Origin of the sequence: Microbacterium lacus, from assembly GCF_039531105.1 — a bacterium.
Lineage (GTDB): Bacteria > Actinomycetota > Actinomycetes > Actinomycetales > Microbacteriaceae > Microbacterium > Microbacterium lacus.
In genome coordinates this window covers 2,050,805-2,068,792 of record NZ_BAAAPK010000001.1, presented here as the reverse complement: position 1 = coordinate 2,068,792, position 17,988 = coordinate 2,050,805, and the positions used below count along the sequence as shown (strand labels likewise).

The following is a 17,988-nucleotide window of genomic DNA, read 5'->3' as shown; positions in this document are numbered from 1 at the left end:
CCAGTAATCTGGGACTCCCGACCCCTCCTCTCGAGGTGGTCAGCGATGGAGGCGACGTGCAGACCTGGCCCGGATCGAGCTACCCGCTCGGAGCGACCTTTGACGGAAACGGCACGAACTTCGCGCTGTTCAGCGAGGGCGCAGAGCGCGTCGAGCTCTGCCTGTTCGGAGACCGCGGCAAGGAGACCCGCATCGAGGTGCGTGAGGTCGACGCCTTCGTGTGGCACGTCTACCTGCCGCAGGTCCGTCCGGGTCAGCGGTACGGCTACCGGGTGCACGGCGAGAACGACCCGGCGACCGGGGCACGGTTCAACCCGAACAAGCTGCTGCTGGACCCGTACGCCAAGGCCGTGGACGGCCAGGTGAAGTGGGGTCAGCCGGTCTTCGGCTACACGTTCGGCGATCCGGACTCCCGCAACGACGAGGATTCGGCGTCGTCGATGATGACGGGCGTCGTCGTCAATCCGTTCTTCGACTGGGCGGGGGATCGTCAGCCGAAGACCCCCTACTCCGAGTCCTTCATCTACGAAGCGCACGTCAAGGGCCTGACCGAGACCCACCCGGGGATCCCCGAGGAGATCCGGGGAACCTACAGCGCCATCGCGCACCCCGTGATCATCGACCACCTGAAGAAGCTCGGTGTGACGGCGATCGAGCTCATGCCGGTGCACCAGTTCGTCAACGACTCCACGCTCCAGGAGAAGGGGCTGTCCAACTACTGGGGCTACAACACGATCGCCTTCCTCGCGCCGCAGAACACGTATGCCTCCACCGGAGAGCGCGGTCAGCAGGTCGAGGAGTTCAAGGGCATGGTGCGCACGCTCCACGCCGCGGGCATCGAAGTCATCCTGGACGTCGTGTACAACCACACGGCGGAGGGCAACCACATGGGTCCGACGCTGTCCATGAAGGGCGTCGACAACGTCGCGTACTACAAGCTCGAGGACGACGACAAGCGGTACTACACCGACTACACGGGCACCGGCAACAGCATGAACGTCGGCAACCCGCACACGCTGCAGCTCATCATGGACTCCCTGCGCTACTGGGTGCTCGAGATGCACGTGGACGGCTTCCGCTTCGATCTCGCCTCGACACTCGCCCGCGAGTTCTACGAGGTCGACCGGCTCTCGACGTTCTTCGAGCTCGTGCAGCAGGATCCGGTGGTCTCGCAGGTCAAGCTCATCGCCGAGCCGTGGGACATCGGCCCCGGCGGCTACCAGGTGGGCAATTTCCCGCCGCAGTGGACCGAGTGGAACGGCAAGTATCGAGACACGGTCCGCGACTTCTGGCGGGGCGAGCCGCAGGCGCTCGGCGAGTTCGCGTCGCGTCTGACCGGTTCGGCCGACCTGTACGAGCACTCCGGACGGCGTCCGGTCGCCTCGGTCAACTTCGTCACGGCGCACGACGGGTTCACGCTGCGCGACCTCGTGAGCTACAACGACAAGCACAACGAGGCCAACGGCGAGGACAACAACGACGGAGAGTCCCACAACCGGTCGATGAACTTCGGCGTCGAGGGCCCCACGGACGATCCGACGGTCAACACGATGCGCGCCCAGCAGCAGCGCAACTTCATCGCCACGCTGCTGCTCTCCCAGGGCGTCCCGATGCTCCTGCACGGCGACGAGCTCGGCCGCACGCAGCGCGGCAACAACAACGGCTACGCGCAGGACAACGAACTGACCTGGGTCGACTGGTCCAACGTGGACCAGCCGCTCATCGAGTTCACCGCCGCGCTGGCACGGCTGCGACACGATCACCCCACGTTCCGCCGCCGCCGCTTCTTCAACGGGCGCCCCGTCCGGATGGAGGTCGGTCAGGGACTGCCCGACATCGCCTGGCTGCGACCGGACGGTACGGCGATGCAGCCCGAGGACTGGGACTCCGGCTTCGGGCGGGCGGTGGGCGTCTTCCTGAACGGCCGCGGCATCCGTGAGCGCGACCGCCGCGGCGAGCCCATCGAGGACAAGCACTTCATCGTGCTGTTCAACGCCGGTGACGACATCATGGACTTCACGATCCCCGCTGTCGAGTACAGCCCGAAGTGGGACGTGCTCGTCGACACCGCGGGAGATCTCGCCGACAGCGATCCGCACGAACCGGGCTCCATCGTGCGCCTGCACGCGAAGTCCCTCGTCGTGCTGTGCGAGCACGACCTTCCCGAGCCCGAGGTCGACCATTCCGTGGCGGCTTCGCTCGCGGCCCTCGCGGAGGGATCCATGCCGGGGCAGTCGCCCAAGCAGGAGATGGAGCGGTAGCGATGAGCGCACCCCGATCGACCTACCGCCTGCAGATCAGGAAGAGCTTCGATCTGGATGCCGCCGCCGAGGTGACGGACTATCTCCGTGATCTGGGCGTCTCGTGGGCGTACCTCTCGCCACTGTTGAAAGCCACGTCCGGCTCCGACCACGGCTACGACGTCGTGGATGCGGGCGAGGTGGATCCGGACCGCGGCGGACGTGACGCCCTGGTGAGATTCGCCGCCGCCGCGCGAGCGGCCGGGCTCGGCATCCTGGTCGACATCGTGCCCAACCACATGGGGATCTCCGCTCCCGAGGAGAACCCGTGGTGGTGGAGCGTGCTCAGCGAGGGCCGCGCGTCGCGCTACGCCGAGGCCTTCGACATCGATTGGGAGTTCGGACAGGGTCGTGTCCGCGTTCCGATCCTCGGAGCCGACATCGCGCAGGTGATCGCCGACGGCCAGGTCGTGATCGACCCGACTCCGACACCATCGTCACCCGACGGCGTGGTGCGGTTCTACGACGAGCACGAGCTTCCGCTCGCGCCCGGGTCCGTGACGTCGGACGACAGTGCGCGGGACGATCCGGCGGTCATCGCCCGCATCCTCACCCGGCAGCACTGGGAGGCGATCTTCTGGCGTCGCGAGGCCGGCGAGCTGAACTATCGGCGTTTCTTCGCCGTGACGACCCTCGCGGGCGTCCGCGTCGAGATCCCCTGGGTGTTCGACCGGACCCACGCGGAGATCCTGACCTGGGTGCGCGACGGCCTCGCAGACGGCCTGCGCGTGGATCACCCGGACGGACTCCTGGATCCCGGTGCCTATCTCGCGCGCCTCGCGGAGGCGACGCAGGGTGCCTACGTGCTCGTGGAGAAGATCCTCGAGCACGGCGAAACGCTGCCCGGATGGTGGGACACCGCGGGGACGACGGGTTATGACGCGCTCGGCGAGGTCGAGCGCGTGCTGATCGATCCGACCGGGGAAGATGCGCTCGCCCGGCTGGATGCCCGGCTTCGCGACGTGGGCGACGATCCCGCGGACTACGCGCAACTGATCCACGACACGAAGCGCATGATCGCCGACACGATCCAGGGCTCGGAGATCGCCCGACTCGTGCGCGAGCTGGACGGCACCGGAGATCTGGATCCCGCCCGTGCGCACGACGCCCTCGCCGAGCTCCTCGCGTGCTTCCCCGTCTACCGGTCGTACCTGCCGGCCGGACGCGAGCACCTCGATGCGGCCGCGGCCGCGGCATCCGCTCACCGCCCCGACCTCTCGGCCGCGATCGAGGCGCTCGTGCCGATCCTCGCCGATCCGACACGGCCCGTTGCGCGGCGTTTCCAGCAGACCACGGGCCCGGTGATGGCCAAGGGCGTCGAAGACACCGCGTTCTACCGCTACACCCGGCTCGGCTCACTGACCGAGGTCGGCGGTGACCCCACGCAGTTCGCCCTGACCACGCGCGGCTTCCACGCCGCGCTCGCCCATCGTCAGGCGAGCTGGCCGGATGCGATGACGACGCTGTCCACGCACGACACCAAACGCGGTGAAGACGTCCGCGCCCGGCTCGACGTGCTCGCGGAGATCCCCGGGCGCTGGGCCGAGGTCCTGGACGCGCTGCGCGCCGTTTCGTCGACCGGTCACGGGCCGTTCGACTCTCTGCTCTACCAGGCCGTGATCGGAGCGTGGCCGGTGACGCGGGATCGCGTGCACGCCTACGCGGAGAAGGCGTCGCGGGAGGCCGCGGAAGCCACCGGGTGGTGGGACCCGGATGAGGAGTTCGAGAGGCGCATGCACGCGACGGTCGACGCCGTGTTCGACGACCCGTCGCTGCGTCGCGTGATCGAGGACTTCGTCGCGGAGATCGCCGCCGACGGCTGGTCGAACGGCCTGTCCGCCAAACTCATCCAGCTGACCGCTCCCGGCGTCCCGGACGTGTACCAGGGCTCCGAACTCTGGGCGACCTCGCTGGTCGACCCGGACAACCGACGCGCCGTCGACTTCGCGGAGCGCCGACGGATGCTGGCGCAGCTGGATGCCGCCGGGGGTGAGCTTCCGTCCGTCGACGTGACGGGCGCCGCCAAGCTCCTCGTCACTTCGCGCGCGCTGCGTCTGCGCCGAGATCGGCCCGATCTGTTCACGCGGTACACCCCGGTCACCGCCGTCGGGGCCGCCGCCGATCACGTCGTCGCCTTCGATCGCGGGGGAGCGGTGAGCATCGCCACGCGTCTCCCGATCGGTCTGACCAGGCGCGGCGGATGGGGCGACACCGCGGTGATGCTGCGGTCTGCTCCTGTCATCGACGTCCTCACCGGTCGCACGTACGCCGGCGGTCCCGTTCCGCTCTCCGAGGTGATGGCGACCTACCCCGTCGCGCTTCTCATCCCGACCGTGCCGGACGACGGGAGCCGCGCATGATCGAGGTCTGGGCCCCCCGCGCCGAACGGGTGCGTCTGGATCGCCCCGGTCACGAACCGATCGACCTGGCAGTCCGGGGCGACGGCTGGTTCGGCGCCCCGATCGAGCTGGTCGACGGCGACGAGTACGGCTTCCTGCTCGACGACCGGGACGACGTGCGGCCCGATCCCCGCTCGCGCCGTCAACCGCACGGCGTCCACGGGCACAGCGCATGGTTCGATCCGTCTGCGCACGACTGGCAGGACGCGCAGTGGACCGGCCGTCAGCTCGCAGGCTCGATCGTCTACGAGCTGCACATCGGGACGTTCACGCCCGAAGGCACGCTGGATTCCGCCGTCGAGCGACTCGATCATCTCGTCGCCCTCGGCGTCGGCTTCGTCGAACTCCTGCCCGTGAACGCGTTCAACGGCACGCACAACTGGGGCTACGACGGCGTGCTCTGGTATGCCGTGCACGAGGGCTACGGCGGGCCCGCGGCCTACCAGCGCTTCGTCGACGCGTGCCACGCGCGCGGACTCGCGGTGATCCAGGATGTCGTCTACAACCATCTCGGGCCGAGTGGGAACTACCTCCCCGAATACGGTCCCTACCTCCGCGACGCCGAGCGCAACACATGGGGGTCCTCCGTGGACCTCGATGAGCCGCAGGTCCGCCGGTACATCGTGGACAACGCGCTCATGTGGATGCGCGACCATCACGTCGACGGTCTGCGTCTGGATGCGGTCCACGCCCTGAAGGACTCCTCGAACCGACACATCCTCCGGGAGCTCGCCGAGGAGACCGACGCGCTCAGCGCGCACGTCGGCCGCCCGCTCACCCTGATCGCCGAGTCCGACATGAACGACGCGCGTCTCATCACGGCGCGAGAGGCCGACGGCTACGGTCTCGCGGCGCAGTGGAGCGACGACTACCACCACGCTCTGCACGTCGCGGTGACGGGTGAGACCTCCGGCTACTACGCCGACTTCGCTCCGCTGGCGGCGCTCGCGAAGGTCTGTACCGGCGGCTTCTTCCACGACGGCACGTGGTCCTCGTTCCGGGGCGTGATCCACGGCCACCCGATCGATCCCCGCATCCCCACCTCGCGGCTGGTCACATTCAGCCAGGATCATGATCAGATCGGCAATCGCGCAGCCGGCGACCGTCTCTCGCAGACCCTCGATCAGGGCGGACTCGCGATCGCGGCCGTGCTCACCGTCCTCAGCCCCTTCACGCCCATGCTGTTCATGGGGGAGGAGTGGGCCGCCTCGACCCCGTGGCAGTTCTTCACCTCCCACCCCGAGCCGGAGCTGGGCCGGGCGACCGCCGAGGGGCGCATCGAAGAGTTCGCCGCGATGGGATGGGACCGCAGCGTGGTTCCCGACCCGCAGGATCCGGCCACGTTCGAACGCTCCCGGTTGCGGTGGGACGAGCGCGAGTCCGGCATCCACCGTCGCATCCTGGATCTCTACACGCGGCTGATCGCCCTCCGCCGGGAACTGCCCGACCTCACGGACCCGGATTTCACCGTGGTCTTCGCAGAGGCGGATGAGGACCGGCGGCTGTTCCGGCTCCGCCGGGGAAGCACGCACATCCTGGTCAACTTCTCCGAGCGGGCCTCGCGGATGCCGGTTCCGCCGCACGCCGAGATCGTCCTCGCCACCGCATCCGGAGTCGCCCTCGCGGGCGAAGAGGTCGCCGTTCCGTCGCGTTCGGCGGTGGTGCTGACCGTCGCCGAACGCTGATCACCCGATCAGTCGACGCCCAGCCAGGATCGGTCGGTCAGGATGATCGGACCGTTCGCCGTGACGGCGATCGTGTGCTCGACGTGCGCGCCGCGGGATCCGTCCGCGCTGCGCAGCGTCCAGCCGTCCGGATCGGTGATGAGCTCGTCCGTGGTCTGCAGGAACCAGGGTTCGAGCGCGACCACGAGACCGGCGCGGAGCGGATAGCCGCGGCCCGGTTTGCCGTCGTTGGGCACGTGCGGGTCGCCGTGCATGATCCGACCCACGCCGTGCCCACCGAAGTCGGTGTTGATGAGGTATCCGTCGGCATGGGCGACCTGCGCGATCGCGTGCGAGATGTCGCCGACGCGCTGACCTTCCACGGCCGCTCCGATCGCGGCATCCAGGGCGCGCTGCGTCGTGTCGATGAGGGCGAGATCCTCGTCACGGGGCGTGCCCACGATGAAGGACACCGCGGAGTCCGCCACCCATCCGTCGACGGACACCGCGAAGTCCAGAGTGACCAGATCGCCGTCGCGCAATGCGTAGTCGAACGGCAGACCGTGCAGGACGGCGTCGTTGACCGACGTGCAGATGACCTTGCCGAACGGCCTCGCCCCGAACGACGGGTGGTAGTCGATGTAGCAGGACTCCGCCCCGGCGCGGCGGATCAGATCGTGGGCGCGTCGGTCGATCGCCAAGAGGTTCGTGCCGACCCGTGTCTCCTCGCGCAGCGTCGCCAGCGTCTCGGCCACGAAGCGCCCGGCAGGGCGCATGGCCTCGATCTCAACGGGTGTGCGCAACTCGATCATCCGGTTCCTCTCGTCGTGATCATTCTCCCAGGCCGCACCTGGCACAGTGCGCGTACCATCAAGGCTATGTGGGTTCGTCGGGTGTTCTACGGCTGGATGATCCCGGCCGCGTTCGTGCTGCCGCTGTGGCTCCTCGTGGGCTGGGGGGTCTTCAACGCGGGCGGATGGGCGTTCCTCTGGGTGCTGTTCCTCGCGATCCCCTCCGTGTTCATCGGTCAACTGCTGCTCACGCTGCTCGTGCGGGCCCGCGGAACGGTTCGCGCCGAGCGGGCGGTGTCCTGGTGGGACGTTCTCGGTTTCGGCGTCTGGCATGCGCTCACGATCGCCCTGGGATTCTTCAACCAGGCCTGGTGGGCACCGGTCATGGTGCTCACGATCATCGTCGGGCTCGCCCTGTTCTGGCTGGAACTGGTCCAGCTCTGGCGCGAGGCGAAGCCGTCGGCCGTGCTGATGAGGACGACCGAGGGCATCGGGTACATCCCCGCGCAGACCCCACCGCCGCCGCGTCCTGCGACCTCCGACCGCGATGTCATCGTGATCACGGAGCGTCCGCCTGCGGTCTGAGCCGTTTTGGCGGCTCGTGGCATCCGTGGCAGAATGGTCCTTTGTGTCCTGACCAGGCTCTGCCTCAGGGGAGCCGGACTTCAGACGATCGTCGAAGGCCTCGGACACGCACCTTTCTTTCCCACCAGTACCCGCGGTCGACCTGTGGCGGCCGCAGAGAGCAATGATCATGCAGATCCTCGACGCCGTCGACGCAGCATCCCTGCGTTCGGACATCCCCGCCTTCAACGCCGGCGACACCGTGAAGGTGCACGTCAACATCACCGAGGGCAACCGCTCGCGTATCCAGGTCTTCCAGGGCGTGGTCATCGGCCGCTCCGGTGACGGCGTGCGCGAGACCTTCACGGTCCGCAAGATCAGCTTCCAGGTGGGCGTGGAGCGCACGTTCCCTGTCCACAGCCCGGTGATCGACCACATCGAGGTCGTCACCCGCGGTGACGTCCGCCGCGCGAAGCTCTACTACCTGCGCAACCTCCGCGGCAAGAAGGCCAAGATCAAGGAGAAGCGCGACAACTGACGCGATTCCCGCGAAACCCCGGTGCTCGGCACCGGGGTTTCGTCGTCCCCGGGGTGCCGGATGTGCGACCCTTGATCCAGAGCGCGCTGAGGTGCGGTGCGCCCGCCGAAGGAATCTGAATGACCACCGAGCAGACGGCTCCCGCAGCGCCGGCGTCCTCTTCCCGCTCCGGGTCGGCCGGCGGCCGGGACCGTCGACGCGGATGGCTGGCGTTCCTCCGCGACGTCATCATCATCGTGCTCGTCGCGGTGCTCGTCTCCTTCCTCGTGAAGACTTTCCTGGTCCGCTCGTTCTACATCCCGTCCGGGTCGATGGAGGACACGCTGCTCGTGAACGACCGCATCCTCGTCGACGAGATCACACCCCGGTTCGGCGGGTACGAGCGCGGTGACATCGTCGTGTTCCGCGACCCCGGTGGCTGGCTGCCGGCGCGCACCGAACCGCCGCGCTCGGTTCTGGTCGAGGCGCTCGACTGGACGCTCTCGCTCGTGGGTCTTTCCGCACCCGACAGCGATGACCATCTCGTGAAGCGCGTCATCGGGATGCCGGGAGACCACGTGGTCTGCTGCAACGACCTCGGGCAGATCACCGTGAACGATCAGGCGATCGACGAGAGCGCCTACCTGAAGCTGCCGACGCCCGACAGCCCGGCATCCGCCGACGACTTCGATGTCGTCGTCCCGGAAGACCGCCTGTGGGTCCTCGGCGACAACCGCTACTCGTCCAAGGACTCGCGCTACAACCAGGATCAGCCCGGCAAGGGGTTCGTGCCGGTGGAGAACGTCGTGGGCCGGGCTTTCCTGATCACGTGGCCGTTCGACCGGTTCGGGATGCTGGACTTCCACCATGAGGTGTTCGAGAGCGTGCCGGACGAGGCGCCCGCCGAATCCTCGAAGTGACGACGCGCCCATGGTCGTGACCGAGCCGCGCCTGACCCTCGAACGGCGTCTGCTCCGCGAGCATCCCCTGTTGATCGCGTGCGATGAGGTCGGTCGCGGCGCTCTCGCAGGTCCGGTCGCCGTCGGTGTCGTCGCGATCGACGCCGCACGTTCGCGCAAGCGCGTCCCTCAGGGCCTGCGCGACTCCAAGCTCGTGCCGGAATCGCGCCGCGCAGGCGTCGCGGAACGCGCCGCAGCGTGGGTGAGCGTCAGCGCCGTCGGCTGGGCGAGCCCGCAGGAGATCGATGAGATCGGCATCATGCGCGCGCTCGGACTCGCCGCTTCACGCGGACTCCAGCAGCTCTCCGCCGCCGGATTCACCCCCGAGGAGGGGATCGTGGTCCTGGACGGCAATCACGACTACATCACCCCCGTGCACGGTGACGCGCTCACGGTGCGACCGGTGATCAAGGCCGACCGCGACTGCGCGAGCGCCGCGGCGGCTTCGGTGATCGCGAAGGTGGCGCGCGACGCGCGGATGATCGAGCTGCATGACGCGGAGCCGCACTACAACTGGGCTCGCAACAAGGGCTACGCGAGCCTCGATCACCGCGAGGCGATCCTGCGGCACGGCATCAGCGCGCATCACCGCGCATCCTGGTCGTTCATCGGCTCGCCGACGCTCTTCTGAGGACCGATCAGGAGTCGAGCGACAGCTCCTCGGGGAGCTGGAAGTCGCGCCGCGAGAGCTCCTCGACGTTGACGTCCTTGAATGTGAGGACGCGAACGCCTTTCACAAACCGGTCGGCACGGTAGATGTCCCACACCCAGACGTCGGTCATCGTGATCTCGAAATAGAAGTCGTGCTCCGTGTCCCGGCGGACGACGTTCACTTCGTTCGCGAGATAGAAGCGGCGCTCCGTCTCGATCACGTACTGGAACTGAGAGACGACATCGCGGTACTCGCGGTACAGCGCGAGCTCCAGTTCGCGGTCATAGTCCTCGAAGACTTCGTCATCCATGGTGACTCCATCCTAGAGTCGTCACCCTCTCAGCGTCGGCCGCTCCTCCCCAGACAGCCGAGCCCACGACTTGTGCACCGTCCGCTCTCGCTCGCTCCGGCAGTGTCCCTGCGCCCGGCACGATCGCTTCATGGCAGCCAAAGATGTGCTCGGCAGAGCGGGGGAGGAGCGTGCGGCGGCATACCTGAGCGCCGCCGGCTACGAGATCCTGGATCGCAACTGGCGGATCCGCGAGGGTGAACTCGACCTCGTGGCCACCCGTGGTCGTGCACTCGTGGTGGTGGAGGTCAAGGCCCGCAGCGGTCGGGCCTTCGGGCACCCGTTCGAAGCGATCGACGCGCGCAAGCACGCGCGGCTCTGGCGCCTGGCGATCGCGTGGATCGCCGAGCATCCCGACCAGGCGCAAGGGCGGCGGCTTCGCCTGGATGTCATCTCGATCGTCGGGCCGGACCCGCGCGTCGGCGACCTCGAGCACCTGCAGGACCTCCGATGACGATCGCCCGCACGTGGGCCGTCGCCCTGACCGGACTCGACGGTGCGCTCGTGGAGGTCGAGGCGGATCTGTCGAACCAGCGACCGGAGTTCCGCATCATCGGGCTGCCCGACAAGGCGCTCGGTGAGGCGGTCCAGCGTGTGCACAACGCCAGCGCGAACTGCGGTCTCGTCCTGCCGCATCGACGGCTCACGGTGAACCTCTCGCCGGCGAGTCTGCCCAAGCACGGTTCGTCCTTCGACGTCGCGATCGCGATCGCCGCGCTCGCGACGGAGGCGCCGATGGATGCCGCGTCCCTCGCCCACACCGTCCACATCGGCGAACTGGGACTCGACGGCAGACTGCGACCCGTGCCGGGCGTCCTGCCGGCCGTCCTGGCCGCGGCGCGACTGGGTATGCGACGCGTGATCGTCCCCCACGCCAACCACGCCGAGGCAGCCCTCGTGGACGGGATCGAGGTGATCGGCGCGATCTCGCTCGGCGACGTGGCGCGCCGCCACGGCATCGACGTCGAAGAGCGCTCGCTCGATCCGGTCCCGGGGCCGGCCGTCGCTGACGAGGATGCTCCGAACGCGGAACTGGCGGAGGTGATCGGTCAGCGCGATGCCGTCGATGCACTCATCACTGCGGCCGCCGGGGGTCATCACATGCTCATGAGCGGACCCCCGGGCGCGGGGAAGACGATGCTGGCGACGCGTCTGCCCGGCATCCTCCCTTCGCTCGGCGATGCGCAGGCACTCGAGGTCGCGTCGATCCGCTCGTTGTCCGGGCAACCGGTCGCCGCACTCCAGAGGCGACCGCCCCTGGAGGCGCCTCACCACAGTGCGAGCATCGCGGCACTCGTGGGCGGGGGATCCCGTATGCTCCGCCCCGGCGCGATCGCGCGGGCGACCCACGGGGTGCTGTTCCTGGATGAGGTGGGAGAGTTCGCGCCCAGCGTCCTGGATGCGCTGCGCCAGCCGCTGGAGAAGGGGGAGATCACGATCCACCGAGCGGGGGTGACGGCATCCTTTCCCGCCAGCTTCCAGCTGATTCTTGCGACCAACCCCTGTCCGTGCGGAAATTACGGCGTGCGTGGAGGCACGTGCGTGTGCCCACCCGTCTCCATCCGCCGCTACCTCGGCCGGCTGTCCGGACCGCTGCTCGATCGGGTCGACATCGAGCTGTCGCTGGCACGTGTCTCCGTGGCGCACGCGTCGTCGACGCTGAACACGGGGCTGGTCACGACCGCCGAGGCTGCTGCACGCGTCCTGGCCGCCCGCGACCGCGCAGGGCATCGCCTGCGCGAGACGCCGTGGTCGCTGAACGCCCGTGTGTCCGGCCCGTGGCTGCGTGAGGGACCCCTCGCGCTCCCGCCGGCGATCCGTCGTCCGATCGACGCCGCGCTGCATCGCGGCTCCCTCACCCTGCGTGGCTACGACCGGGTCCTCCGAGTCGCGTGGACGCTCAGCGATCTGGCGGATCAGCCCGGTCCTACCCTCGGCGACATCGGACGCGCGCTGTTCATGAAGAAAGGCATCACGACATGACCCCCCAGCTACCCACCTCCGCGCAAGTGCGGGCCGCGATCGCCCCCGTCGTGGACGCCGACGTGGACGAGGATCGGGCGCGGCGCATCTTCGCGGCTCACGTGTGGAGCTGCGTGGCGGAGCCGGGCGACGGAGTCGCCGGAAGGATCGTGGCGGCCGTAGGAGCAGAGACGGCCTTGATCGAGGTCGCCGGCGGGGGCTCGGACGGCCTTGCACGGGAGGCCGCGGAGCTGTCCGCGCAGCAGTGGATCGAGGCGCGCAATCGGTGGATGCCGCGCCTGGAGCGCCTGGATGCGCGGATCCCGCTCGACACCGCCCGGCGGGCGGGGCTGCGCCTGATCGTCCCCGAGGACGAGCACTGGCCGGCTGCGCTGGGAGATCTCGGCGTCCATGCGCCGTTCGTCCTCTGGGTGCGCGGCGCTCCGGACGCGCTGACGCGCGCCGCGCACACCGTCGCCCTCGTCGGGGCGCGCGCCTCGACCTCGTACGGGGAGCACGTCACGACCGAGATCGCGGCCGAGCTCTGCGGTCGCGGAGTCGGCGTGATCTCCGGAGCGGCGTTCGGCATCGACGGGGCGGCGCACCGTGCTGCTCTGCTGGCCGGAGGCACGACCATCGCGGTGCTCGCCGGGGGCGTGGACCGCCCGTATCCCCGGGCGCATGCGCACCTGCTCGACCGCATCGCGACGACGGGGGCGGTCATCAGCGAGGTGCCGTGCGGTTCGGAGCCGACGAAGTGGCGTTTCCTCCAGCGCAACCGCGTGATCGCCGCACTCGGAGATGCCACGGTCGTCGTGGAAGCGGGTCACCGCAGCGGGTCGTTGAACACTGCGGGCCACGCCGCCGCGATGTCCCGTCCCCTGGGTGCCGTGCCGGGCCCGGTGACCAGCGCCGCGTCCGCCGGATGCCATCGGCTGCTGCGCGAGTACGACGCGCGGTGCGTGACCAGCGCCGACGACGTCCTGGAACTCATCGGCGCCCCGGACGGACAGACGGCACTGTTCGACGTGACCGGCGAGCCCCGTCCGCGCAGCGGATCGGCAGGGAGGACCGACGATGCGACGCGGGTCCTCGATGCCATGAGCTTCCGCGCGCCGCGCGAGGTCGCGGAGATCGCCCGCAGATCCGGAATCGCCGTGGATGACGCGTCCGCGATCCTCGGTCTGCTCTGGCTCGAAGGCGCGGCGGTCGACGGTCGGGACGGATGGCGACGCGTGCGGCGGTCCGGCTCCGCGTGATGCCGGGCGTGGGGCATGCTGAGAGGATGCAGATCGAGCAGGCGGCCGATGCGTATGCGGATCACCTCGCCCGCGTGCGTCGGCTGTCTCCGGCGACGGTCCGCGCGTACCGAGCGGACCTGCGGGATCTCGCCGCAGCCGTCCCGTCGCCCGACCTGGACGCGCTGGACCTCGAAGCCCTCCGAGAATGGCTGTGGCGGGCGACGCAGCGCGGCGACGCCCGATCGACTCTCGCGCGCCGCACCGCCGCGGCGCGTGGATTCTGCGCCTGGGCGACCGAGGAGGGTCTTCTCGGCGCCGACCCGAGCCTGAGGCTGGTCGCCCCGAAACGGGGCCGAACCCTGCCCCGGGTGGCGACGGCGGATCGGATGCGCCTGATGCTCGATGACCTGGGCTCCCGCGCCGCCGGCGGTGACCCGGTGGTGCTGCGCGATCACGCCATGCTCGAGCTGCTCTATGCCTCCGCGATCCGGGTGTCCGAGCTCACCGCGATCGATCGCGACGACATCGACGACAGCCGGGCCACCGTGCGGGTCACCGGCAAGGGCGACAAAGAGCGTGTCGTCCCGTTCGGCGTGCCGGCGCACCGAGCTCTGCAGTCCTACTTGATCAGGGCACGCCCCGCTCTGGTCGACCGGTCGGAAGACGGTGCAGGACCCGCGGTCTTCCTGGGCAGTCGCGGCCGCCGCATCACGGCACGGGCCGTCTACGACGTCGTCTCTCGAGAGCTCGGTGCGGTTCTCGAGTCGGCAGCCGTGGGGCCGCACGCACTGCGCCACTCCGCCGCGACGCATCTGCTGGACGGCGGCGCGGATCTTCGGGCCGTGCAGGAGCTTCTCGGACACGCCAGCCTCGGCACGACCCAGATCTACACGCACGTCTCCTCCGAGCGCCTCGCCGCCACGTATCGCCTCGCACACCCCCGGGCCTGAGCGGCCGGCCCGCGGGTCATTCGCAGCAGGGGAGGAGGATCGCGCGCGGCACCTCCCCGAGCAGGAGCATCGGGTTGATGTAGGAGTCGTTCAGCCGGACTCCGAAGTGCAGCTGTCCGAGCGGTGCATGTCCGCCGGATGTCACGGCCCCGATGTGCTCACCCTTGCCGACCGGGGTCCCGGGACTCAGGACGCTCTGCACGGGTTCGAAAGTGGAGACCAGGCCATCGCCGTGGTCGATCGTCAGGATGCCGCGCCCGGCCACCATCCCCGAGAAGGCGACGATGCCGGAGGCCGGAGCGGAGACATCCGCCCCGGCGGGGGCCTCCACGTCGATGCCTCGATGCCCCGGACCGTACTCATGGGCCGGGGCGATGAAGGCGCGCACGACGCGGAACGGAACGACCGGCCGCGCCCAGTCCCGCTCAGCGAGCATCGTCCGCGTCGACGGGACCGTCACGCCTGCCGCTCCGTGCGCGCCCTCCGGCAGGGCGCTCGCACCACAAGCGACGGCGAGAGCGGCGACGAGCGTGATCGCCGGCAGGCGCGGTGCCCGCGTACGCGACAGTTCCACACCGCCAGCGTGCCTTCGACCGCGCAGCCGGTGAGCCCGAACCGTGCGAACGGGGGAGAACCACGTGCATCGAAGAGCTGGGGAGGAGGGGCGACTGATACACTGGCAGGACACCCCGTTCATCGAGGTGAATACGCGTGCCCTCAGCGGCCTGCGGACCCCGGTCCGCAGAATCGCGGCATCCACTCCCACCGGTCTGTCTGGCGAAAGCCCGAGAGCGGGGGTGCGCCGGGCACCAGGCCCGCCGATCGACCCGATCGAGCGAGAGAACAACCGCAAGCGGCGCACCCGTGCGTCGAGAACAGGAGAACGGCCATGGCCGTCGTCACCATCCGCCAGCTGCTCGACAGCGGCGTGCACTTCGGACACCAGACCCGCCGGTGGAACCCGAAGGTCAAGCGCTTCATCCTCACCGAGCGCAGCGGCATCCACATCATCGACCTCCAGCAGTCGCTGACGTACATCGACAAGGCGTACGAGTTCGTCAAGGAGACCGTCGCCCACGGCGGAACGGTCCTCTTCGTCGGCACCAAGAAGCAGGCCCAGGAGATCATCGCCGAGCAGGCGACCCGCGTCGGCCAGCCCTACGTCAACCAGCGCTGGCTCGGCGGCCTCCTCACGAACTTCCAGACGGTCTCCAAGCGCCTCGCGCGTATGAAGGAGCTCGAGGAGCTCGACTACGACAACCCGGCGGACAGCGGCTTCACGAAGAAGGAACTCCTCCTCAAGAAGCGCGAGCTGGACAAGCTGCACAAGTCCCTCGGCGGTATTCGCAACATGACCAAGACGCCGTCGGCGATCTGGGTCGTCGACGCGAAGCGCGAGCACCTGGCCGTCAACGAGGCGAGCAAGCTCGGCATCCCGATCATCGGCATCCTGGACACGAACGCGGACCCGGACGAGTTCCAGTACCCGATCCCCGGCAACGACGACGCGATCCGCTCGGTGGGCCTGCTCACCCGCATCATCGCGGATGCCGCCGCCGAGGGTCTCATCCAGCGTCACAACCCGACCGACGAGTCCGCCGAAGCCGCCGAGCCGCTGGCCGACTGGGAGCGCGAGCTGCTCGAGCAGGGCGCGCCGGAGCAGTCCTCCGCCGAGACCGCGAAGGTCGCCGACGAGAAGATCGCCGAGAGCGACCTCGCGGAGGCCGTCGAGGCCGAGCAGGCGAGCGAGGGCGAGTCGGCCACCGAGACCGCGGATGACGCCGCCGGCGCGGAAGCGCACGACGAGGCCATCGCGGATGCCGCGGGCCAGGACGTCGCCGAGGTCGAGGCCGCCGAAGCCGCCGACGCGAAGTAAGCACATTCATCGCACGTCGGCGGGGTCGTTCGCGGCCCCGCCGACGCATCCCACTGGACTGAACTACATCAAGGAGCCGCCACACATGGCAAACTTCACGATCGCCGACATCAAGGCGCTGCGCGACCAGCTCGGCACGGGCATGGTCGACACCAAGAAGGCTCTCGAAGAGGCCGACGGCGACGTCGAGAAGGCCGTCGAGATCCTGCGTCTGAAGGGCGCGAAGGGCAACGCCAAGCGCGCTGACCGTTCCACGAGCGAAGGCCTCGTCGCCGCCCGTGAGTCCGATGGCAAGGTCACCCTGATCGAGCTCGCGTGCGAGACCGACTTCGTGGCCAAGAACGATCGCTTCATCGCTCTGGCGGACAAGGTCGCGGACGCCGCGGCCGCCGTGTCCGCCGACTCGGTCGAGGCCGCCCTCGCCGCCGACGCCGGCGGGCAGTCCGTCGAGCAGCTCATCGCCGACGAGGCAGCGATCATCGGCGAGAAGGTCGAGCTGCGCCGCGCGCGCACGCTGGTCGGCGACAAGTTCGAGGTGTACCTGCACAAGACCAGCAAGGACCTGCCCCCGCAGGTCGGTGTCGTGCTGGCCTACTCGGGTGAGGACGCCGAGACCGCGCGCAGCATCGCACAGCACATCTCGTTCGCGAACCCCACGTACCTGTCGCGTGACGAGGTCCCCGAGTCCGAGGTCGAGAAGGAGCGGGAGATCGTCACGGAGATCTCGCGCCAGGAGGGCAAGCCGGAAGCCGCCCTGCCGAAGATCGTCGAGGGTCGCGTCGGCGCCTTCTTCAAGCAGGTCGCTCTGCTGGACCAGGACTACGCGAAGGACAACAAGCAGTCCGTGGCGCAGGTCGCGAAGGATGCCGGGCTCACCCTGACGGGCTTCGCCCGCTTCAAGGTCGGCGCGTAACACACCCGGAAGGCCCGCATCGGATCCGATGCGGGCCTTTTGCCTGGGCGGTCACCGATGGGTGACCCGCTCGGCTAGTTTTTGTACAGGCGACGGAAGGAAGACACGTGATCGATGAGGCGACCGGGACGAGGCGCGTCCTTCTGAAGCTCTCCGGAGAGGCGTTCGGAGGCGGCTCCCTGGGGGTCAACCCCGACGTCGTCAGTCAGATGGCGCGGGAGATCGCCGAAGCGGTCGACCGCGTGGAGATCGCCGTCGTCGTGGGCGGCGGCAATTTCTTCCGTGGAGCCGAGCTCAGCCAGCGCGGAATGGACCGCGGCCGGGCCGACTACATGGGCATGCTGGGCACCGTGATGAACGCTCTCGCGCTGCAGGACTTCCTCGAGCAGGCCGGGGCCGCCACGCGCGTGCAGTCCGCGATCTCGATGACCCAGGTCGCCGAACCCTACATCCCGCGCCGCGCGGAGCGGCATATGGAGAAAGGGCGCGTCGTGATCTTCGGCGCCGGAGCCGGACTGCCGTACTTCTCCACCGATACGGTGGCCGCCCAACGCGCGCTGGAGATCGGTGCGTCCGAGGTCCTGGTCGCGAAGAACGGTGTGGACGGCGTGTACACCGCCGATCCGAACAAGGATCCGAACGCGACGAAGATCGATCGCATCACGTACCTCGATGCACTGCAGCGGGGCCTCAAGGTGGTGGATTCGACCGCGTTCAGCCTGTGCATGGACAACAAGATGGACATGCGGGTGTTCGGGATGGAGCCGGCGGGCAACGTGACCCGGGCGCTGCTCGGAGAGCACATCGGCACGCTCGTCACCGCCTGAGGTGCGCGGGGTCCGCGCACTAGA

The 17,988-nt window shown here is 69.0% G+C and carries 17 protein-coding genes; 14 read left to right on the top strand and 3 right to left on the bottom strand.

Features of this window, described 5'->3' with window-relative positions:
• Nucleotides 1-56: 56 nt before the first annotated feature.
• The 3 genes from glgX to treZ are packed head-to-tail and all read left to right on the top strand — an operon-like array spanning nt 57 to nt 6,384.
• On the top strand, nt 57-2,261 hold the full coding sequence (glgX, locus tag ABD197_RS09785; protein ID WP_344053992.1) for a glycogen debranching protein GlgX: 2,205 nt from the start codon (nt 57-59) through the stop codon (nt 2,259-2,261).
• Nucleotides 2,262-2,263: 2 nt separating this feature from the next.
• Nucleotides 2,264-4,660 (top strand): malto-oligosyltrehalose synthase, encoded by a 2,397-nt coding sequence (gene treY / locus ABD197_RS09780; protein WP_344053990.1) that lies wholly within the window; start codon nt 2,264-2,266, stop codon nt 4,658-4,660.
• Nucleotides 4,657-6,384: a malto-oligosyltrehalose trehalohydrolase gene (gene treZ / locus ABD197_RS09775; RefSeq protein ID WP_344053988.1), complete on the top strand. Its 1,728-nt coding sequence runs from the start codon at nt 4,657-4,659 to the stop codon at nt 6,382-6,384. The genes treY and treZ overlap by 4 nt, the downstream gene beginning before the upstream one ends.
• A gap of 8 nt (nt 6,385-6,392) precedes the next feature.
• On the opposite strand, the gene map is transcribed toward treZ, so the two are convergent.
• On the bottom strand, nt 6,393-7,175 hold the full coding sequence (gene map, locus ABD197_RS09770) for a type I methionyl aminopeptidase (RefSeq protein ID WP_344053986.1): 783 nt from the start codon (nt 7,173-7,175) through the stop codon (nt 6,393-6,395).
• A gap of 66 nt (nt 7,176-7,241) precedes the next feature.
• Here map and ABD197_RS09765 point away from each other — a divergent pair, with 66 nt between their 5' ends.
• The 4 genes from ABD197_RS09765 (at nt 7,242) to ABD197_RS09750 (ending at nt 9,825) form a co-directional block, all read left to right on the top strand.
• Entirely contained in the window at nt 7,242-7,739 is a 498-nt protein-coding gene (locus ABD197_RS09765) for an MFS transporter permease (protein ID WP_344053983.1), read from the top strand.
• Between the two features lie 169 nt (nt 7,740-7,908).
• Nucleotides 7,909-8,256 (top strand): 50S ribosomal protein L19, encoded by a 348-nt coding sequence (gene rplS, locus ABD197_RS09760; RefSeq protein WP_179432961.1) that lies wholly within the window; start codon nt 7,909-7,911, stop codon nt 8,254-8,256.
• Nucleotides 8,257-8,375: 119 nt separating this feature from the next.
• Nucleotides 8,376-9,155, top strand: coding sequence for a signal peptidase I (gene lepB / locus ABD197_RS09755; RefSeq protein WP_344053979.1), 780 nt, complete (start codon nt 8,376-8,378; stop codon nt 9,153-9,155).
• Between the two features lie 10 nt (nt 9,156-9,165).
• The gene (locus tag ABD197_RS09750; RefSeq protein WP_344053978.1) at nt 9,166-9,825 is read left to right on the top strand and encodes a ribonuclease HII; all 660 of its coding nucleotides are present in this window, start codon (nt 9,166-9,168) and stop codon (nt 9,823-9,825) included.
• A gap of 7 nt (nt 9,826-9,832) precedes the next feature.
• On the opposite strand, the gene ABD197_RS09745 is transcribed toward ABD197_RS09750, so the two are convergent.
• Complete coding sequence (locus ABD197_RS09745; protein ID WP_344053977.1) at nt 9,833-10,156, bottom strand: DUF2469 family protein; 324 nt, start codon at nt 10,154-10,156, stop codon at nt 9,833-9,835.
• Between the two features lie 130 nt (nt 10,157-10,286).
• On the opposite strand from ABD197_RS09745, the gene ABD197_RS09740 reads away from it, so the two are divergent.
• Genes ABD197_RS09740 through ABD197_RS09725 form a run of 4 tightly spaced genes read left to right on the top strand, consistent with a single transcriptional unit; the run spans nt 10,287 to nt 14,348 of the window.
• Nucleotides 10,287-10,649, top strand: coding sequence for a YraN family protein (locus tag ABD197_RS09740; protein WP_344053975.1), 363 nt, complete (start codon nt 10,287-10,289; stop codon nt 10,647-10,649).
• A complete protein-coding gene (locus ABD197_RS09735) occupies nt 10,646-12,178 on the top strand; it encodes a YifB family Mg chelatase-like AAA ATPase (RefSeq protein WP_344053973.1) in 1,533 nt (510 codons plus the stop codon). Before ABD197_RS09740 ends, ABD197_RS09735 begins: the two co-directional genes overlap by 4 nt.
• On the top strand, nt 12,175-13,416 hold the full coding sequence (gene dprA, locus ABD197_RS09730) for a DNA-processing protein DprA (RefSeq protein WP_344053971.1): 1,242 nt from the start codon (nt 12,175-12,177) through the stop codon (nt 13,414-13,416). Before ABD197_RS09735 ends, dprA begins: the two co-directional genes overlap by 4 nt.
• Before the next feature lie 26 nt (nt 13,417-13,442).
• Nucleotides 13,443-14,348 (top strand): tyrosine-type recombinase/integrase, encoded by a 906-nt coding sequence (locus ABD197_RS09725; RefSeq protein WP_344053969.1) that lies wholly within the window; start codon nt 13,443-13,445, stop codon nt 14,346-14,348.
• Nucleotides 14,349-14,364: 16 nt separating this feature from the next.
• Here the strand turns inward: ABD197_RS09725 and ABD197_RS09720 are convergent, their stop codons facing one another.
• The gene (locus tag ABD197_RS09720; RefSeq protein ID WP_344053967.1) at nt 14,365-14,922 is read right to left on the bottom strand and encodes a M23 family metallopeptidase; all 558 of its coding nucleotides are present in this window, start codon (nt 14,920-14,922) and stop codon (nt 14,365-14,367) included.
• Between the two features lie 315 nt (nt 14,923-15,237).
• Between ABD197_RS09720 and rpsB the strand changes: the two genes are divergently transcribed.
• The 3 genes from rpsB (at nt 15,238) to pyrH (ending at nt 17,964) form a co-directional block, all read left to right on the top strand.
• Complete coding sequence (gene rpsB / locus ABD197_RS09715; RefSeq protein ID WP_344053965.1) at nt 15,238-16,224, top strand: 30S ribosomal protein S2; 987 nt, start codon at nt 15,238-15,240, stop codon at nt 16,222-16,224.
• 85 nt (nt 16,225-16,309) lie between these two features.
• Nucleotides 16,310-17,137, top strand: a complete 828-nt coding sequence (gene tsf / locus ABD197_RS09710) for a translation elongation factor Ts (RefSeq protein WP_344053962.1) — start codon at nt 16,310-16,312, stop codon at nt 17,135-17,137.
• Nucleotides 17,138-17,244: 107 nt separating this feature from the next.
• Entirely contained in the window at nt 17,245-17,964 is a 720-nt protein-coding gene (pyrH, locus tag ABD197_RS09705) for a UMP kinase (protein WP_344053960.1), read from the top strand.
• The last annotated feature ends 24 nt before the right edge of the window (nt 17,965-17,988 follow it).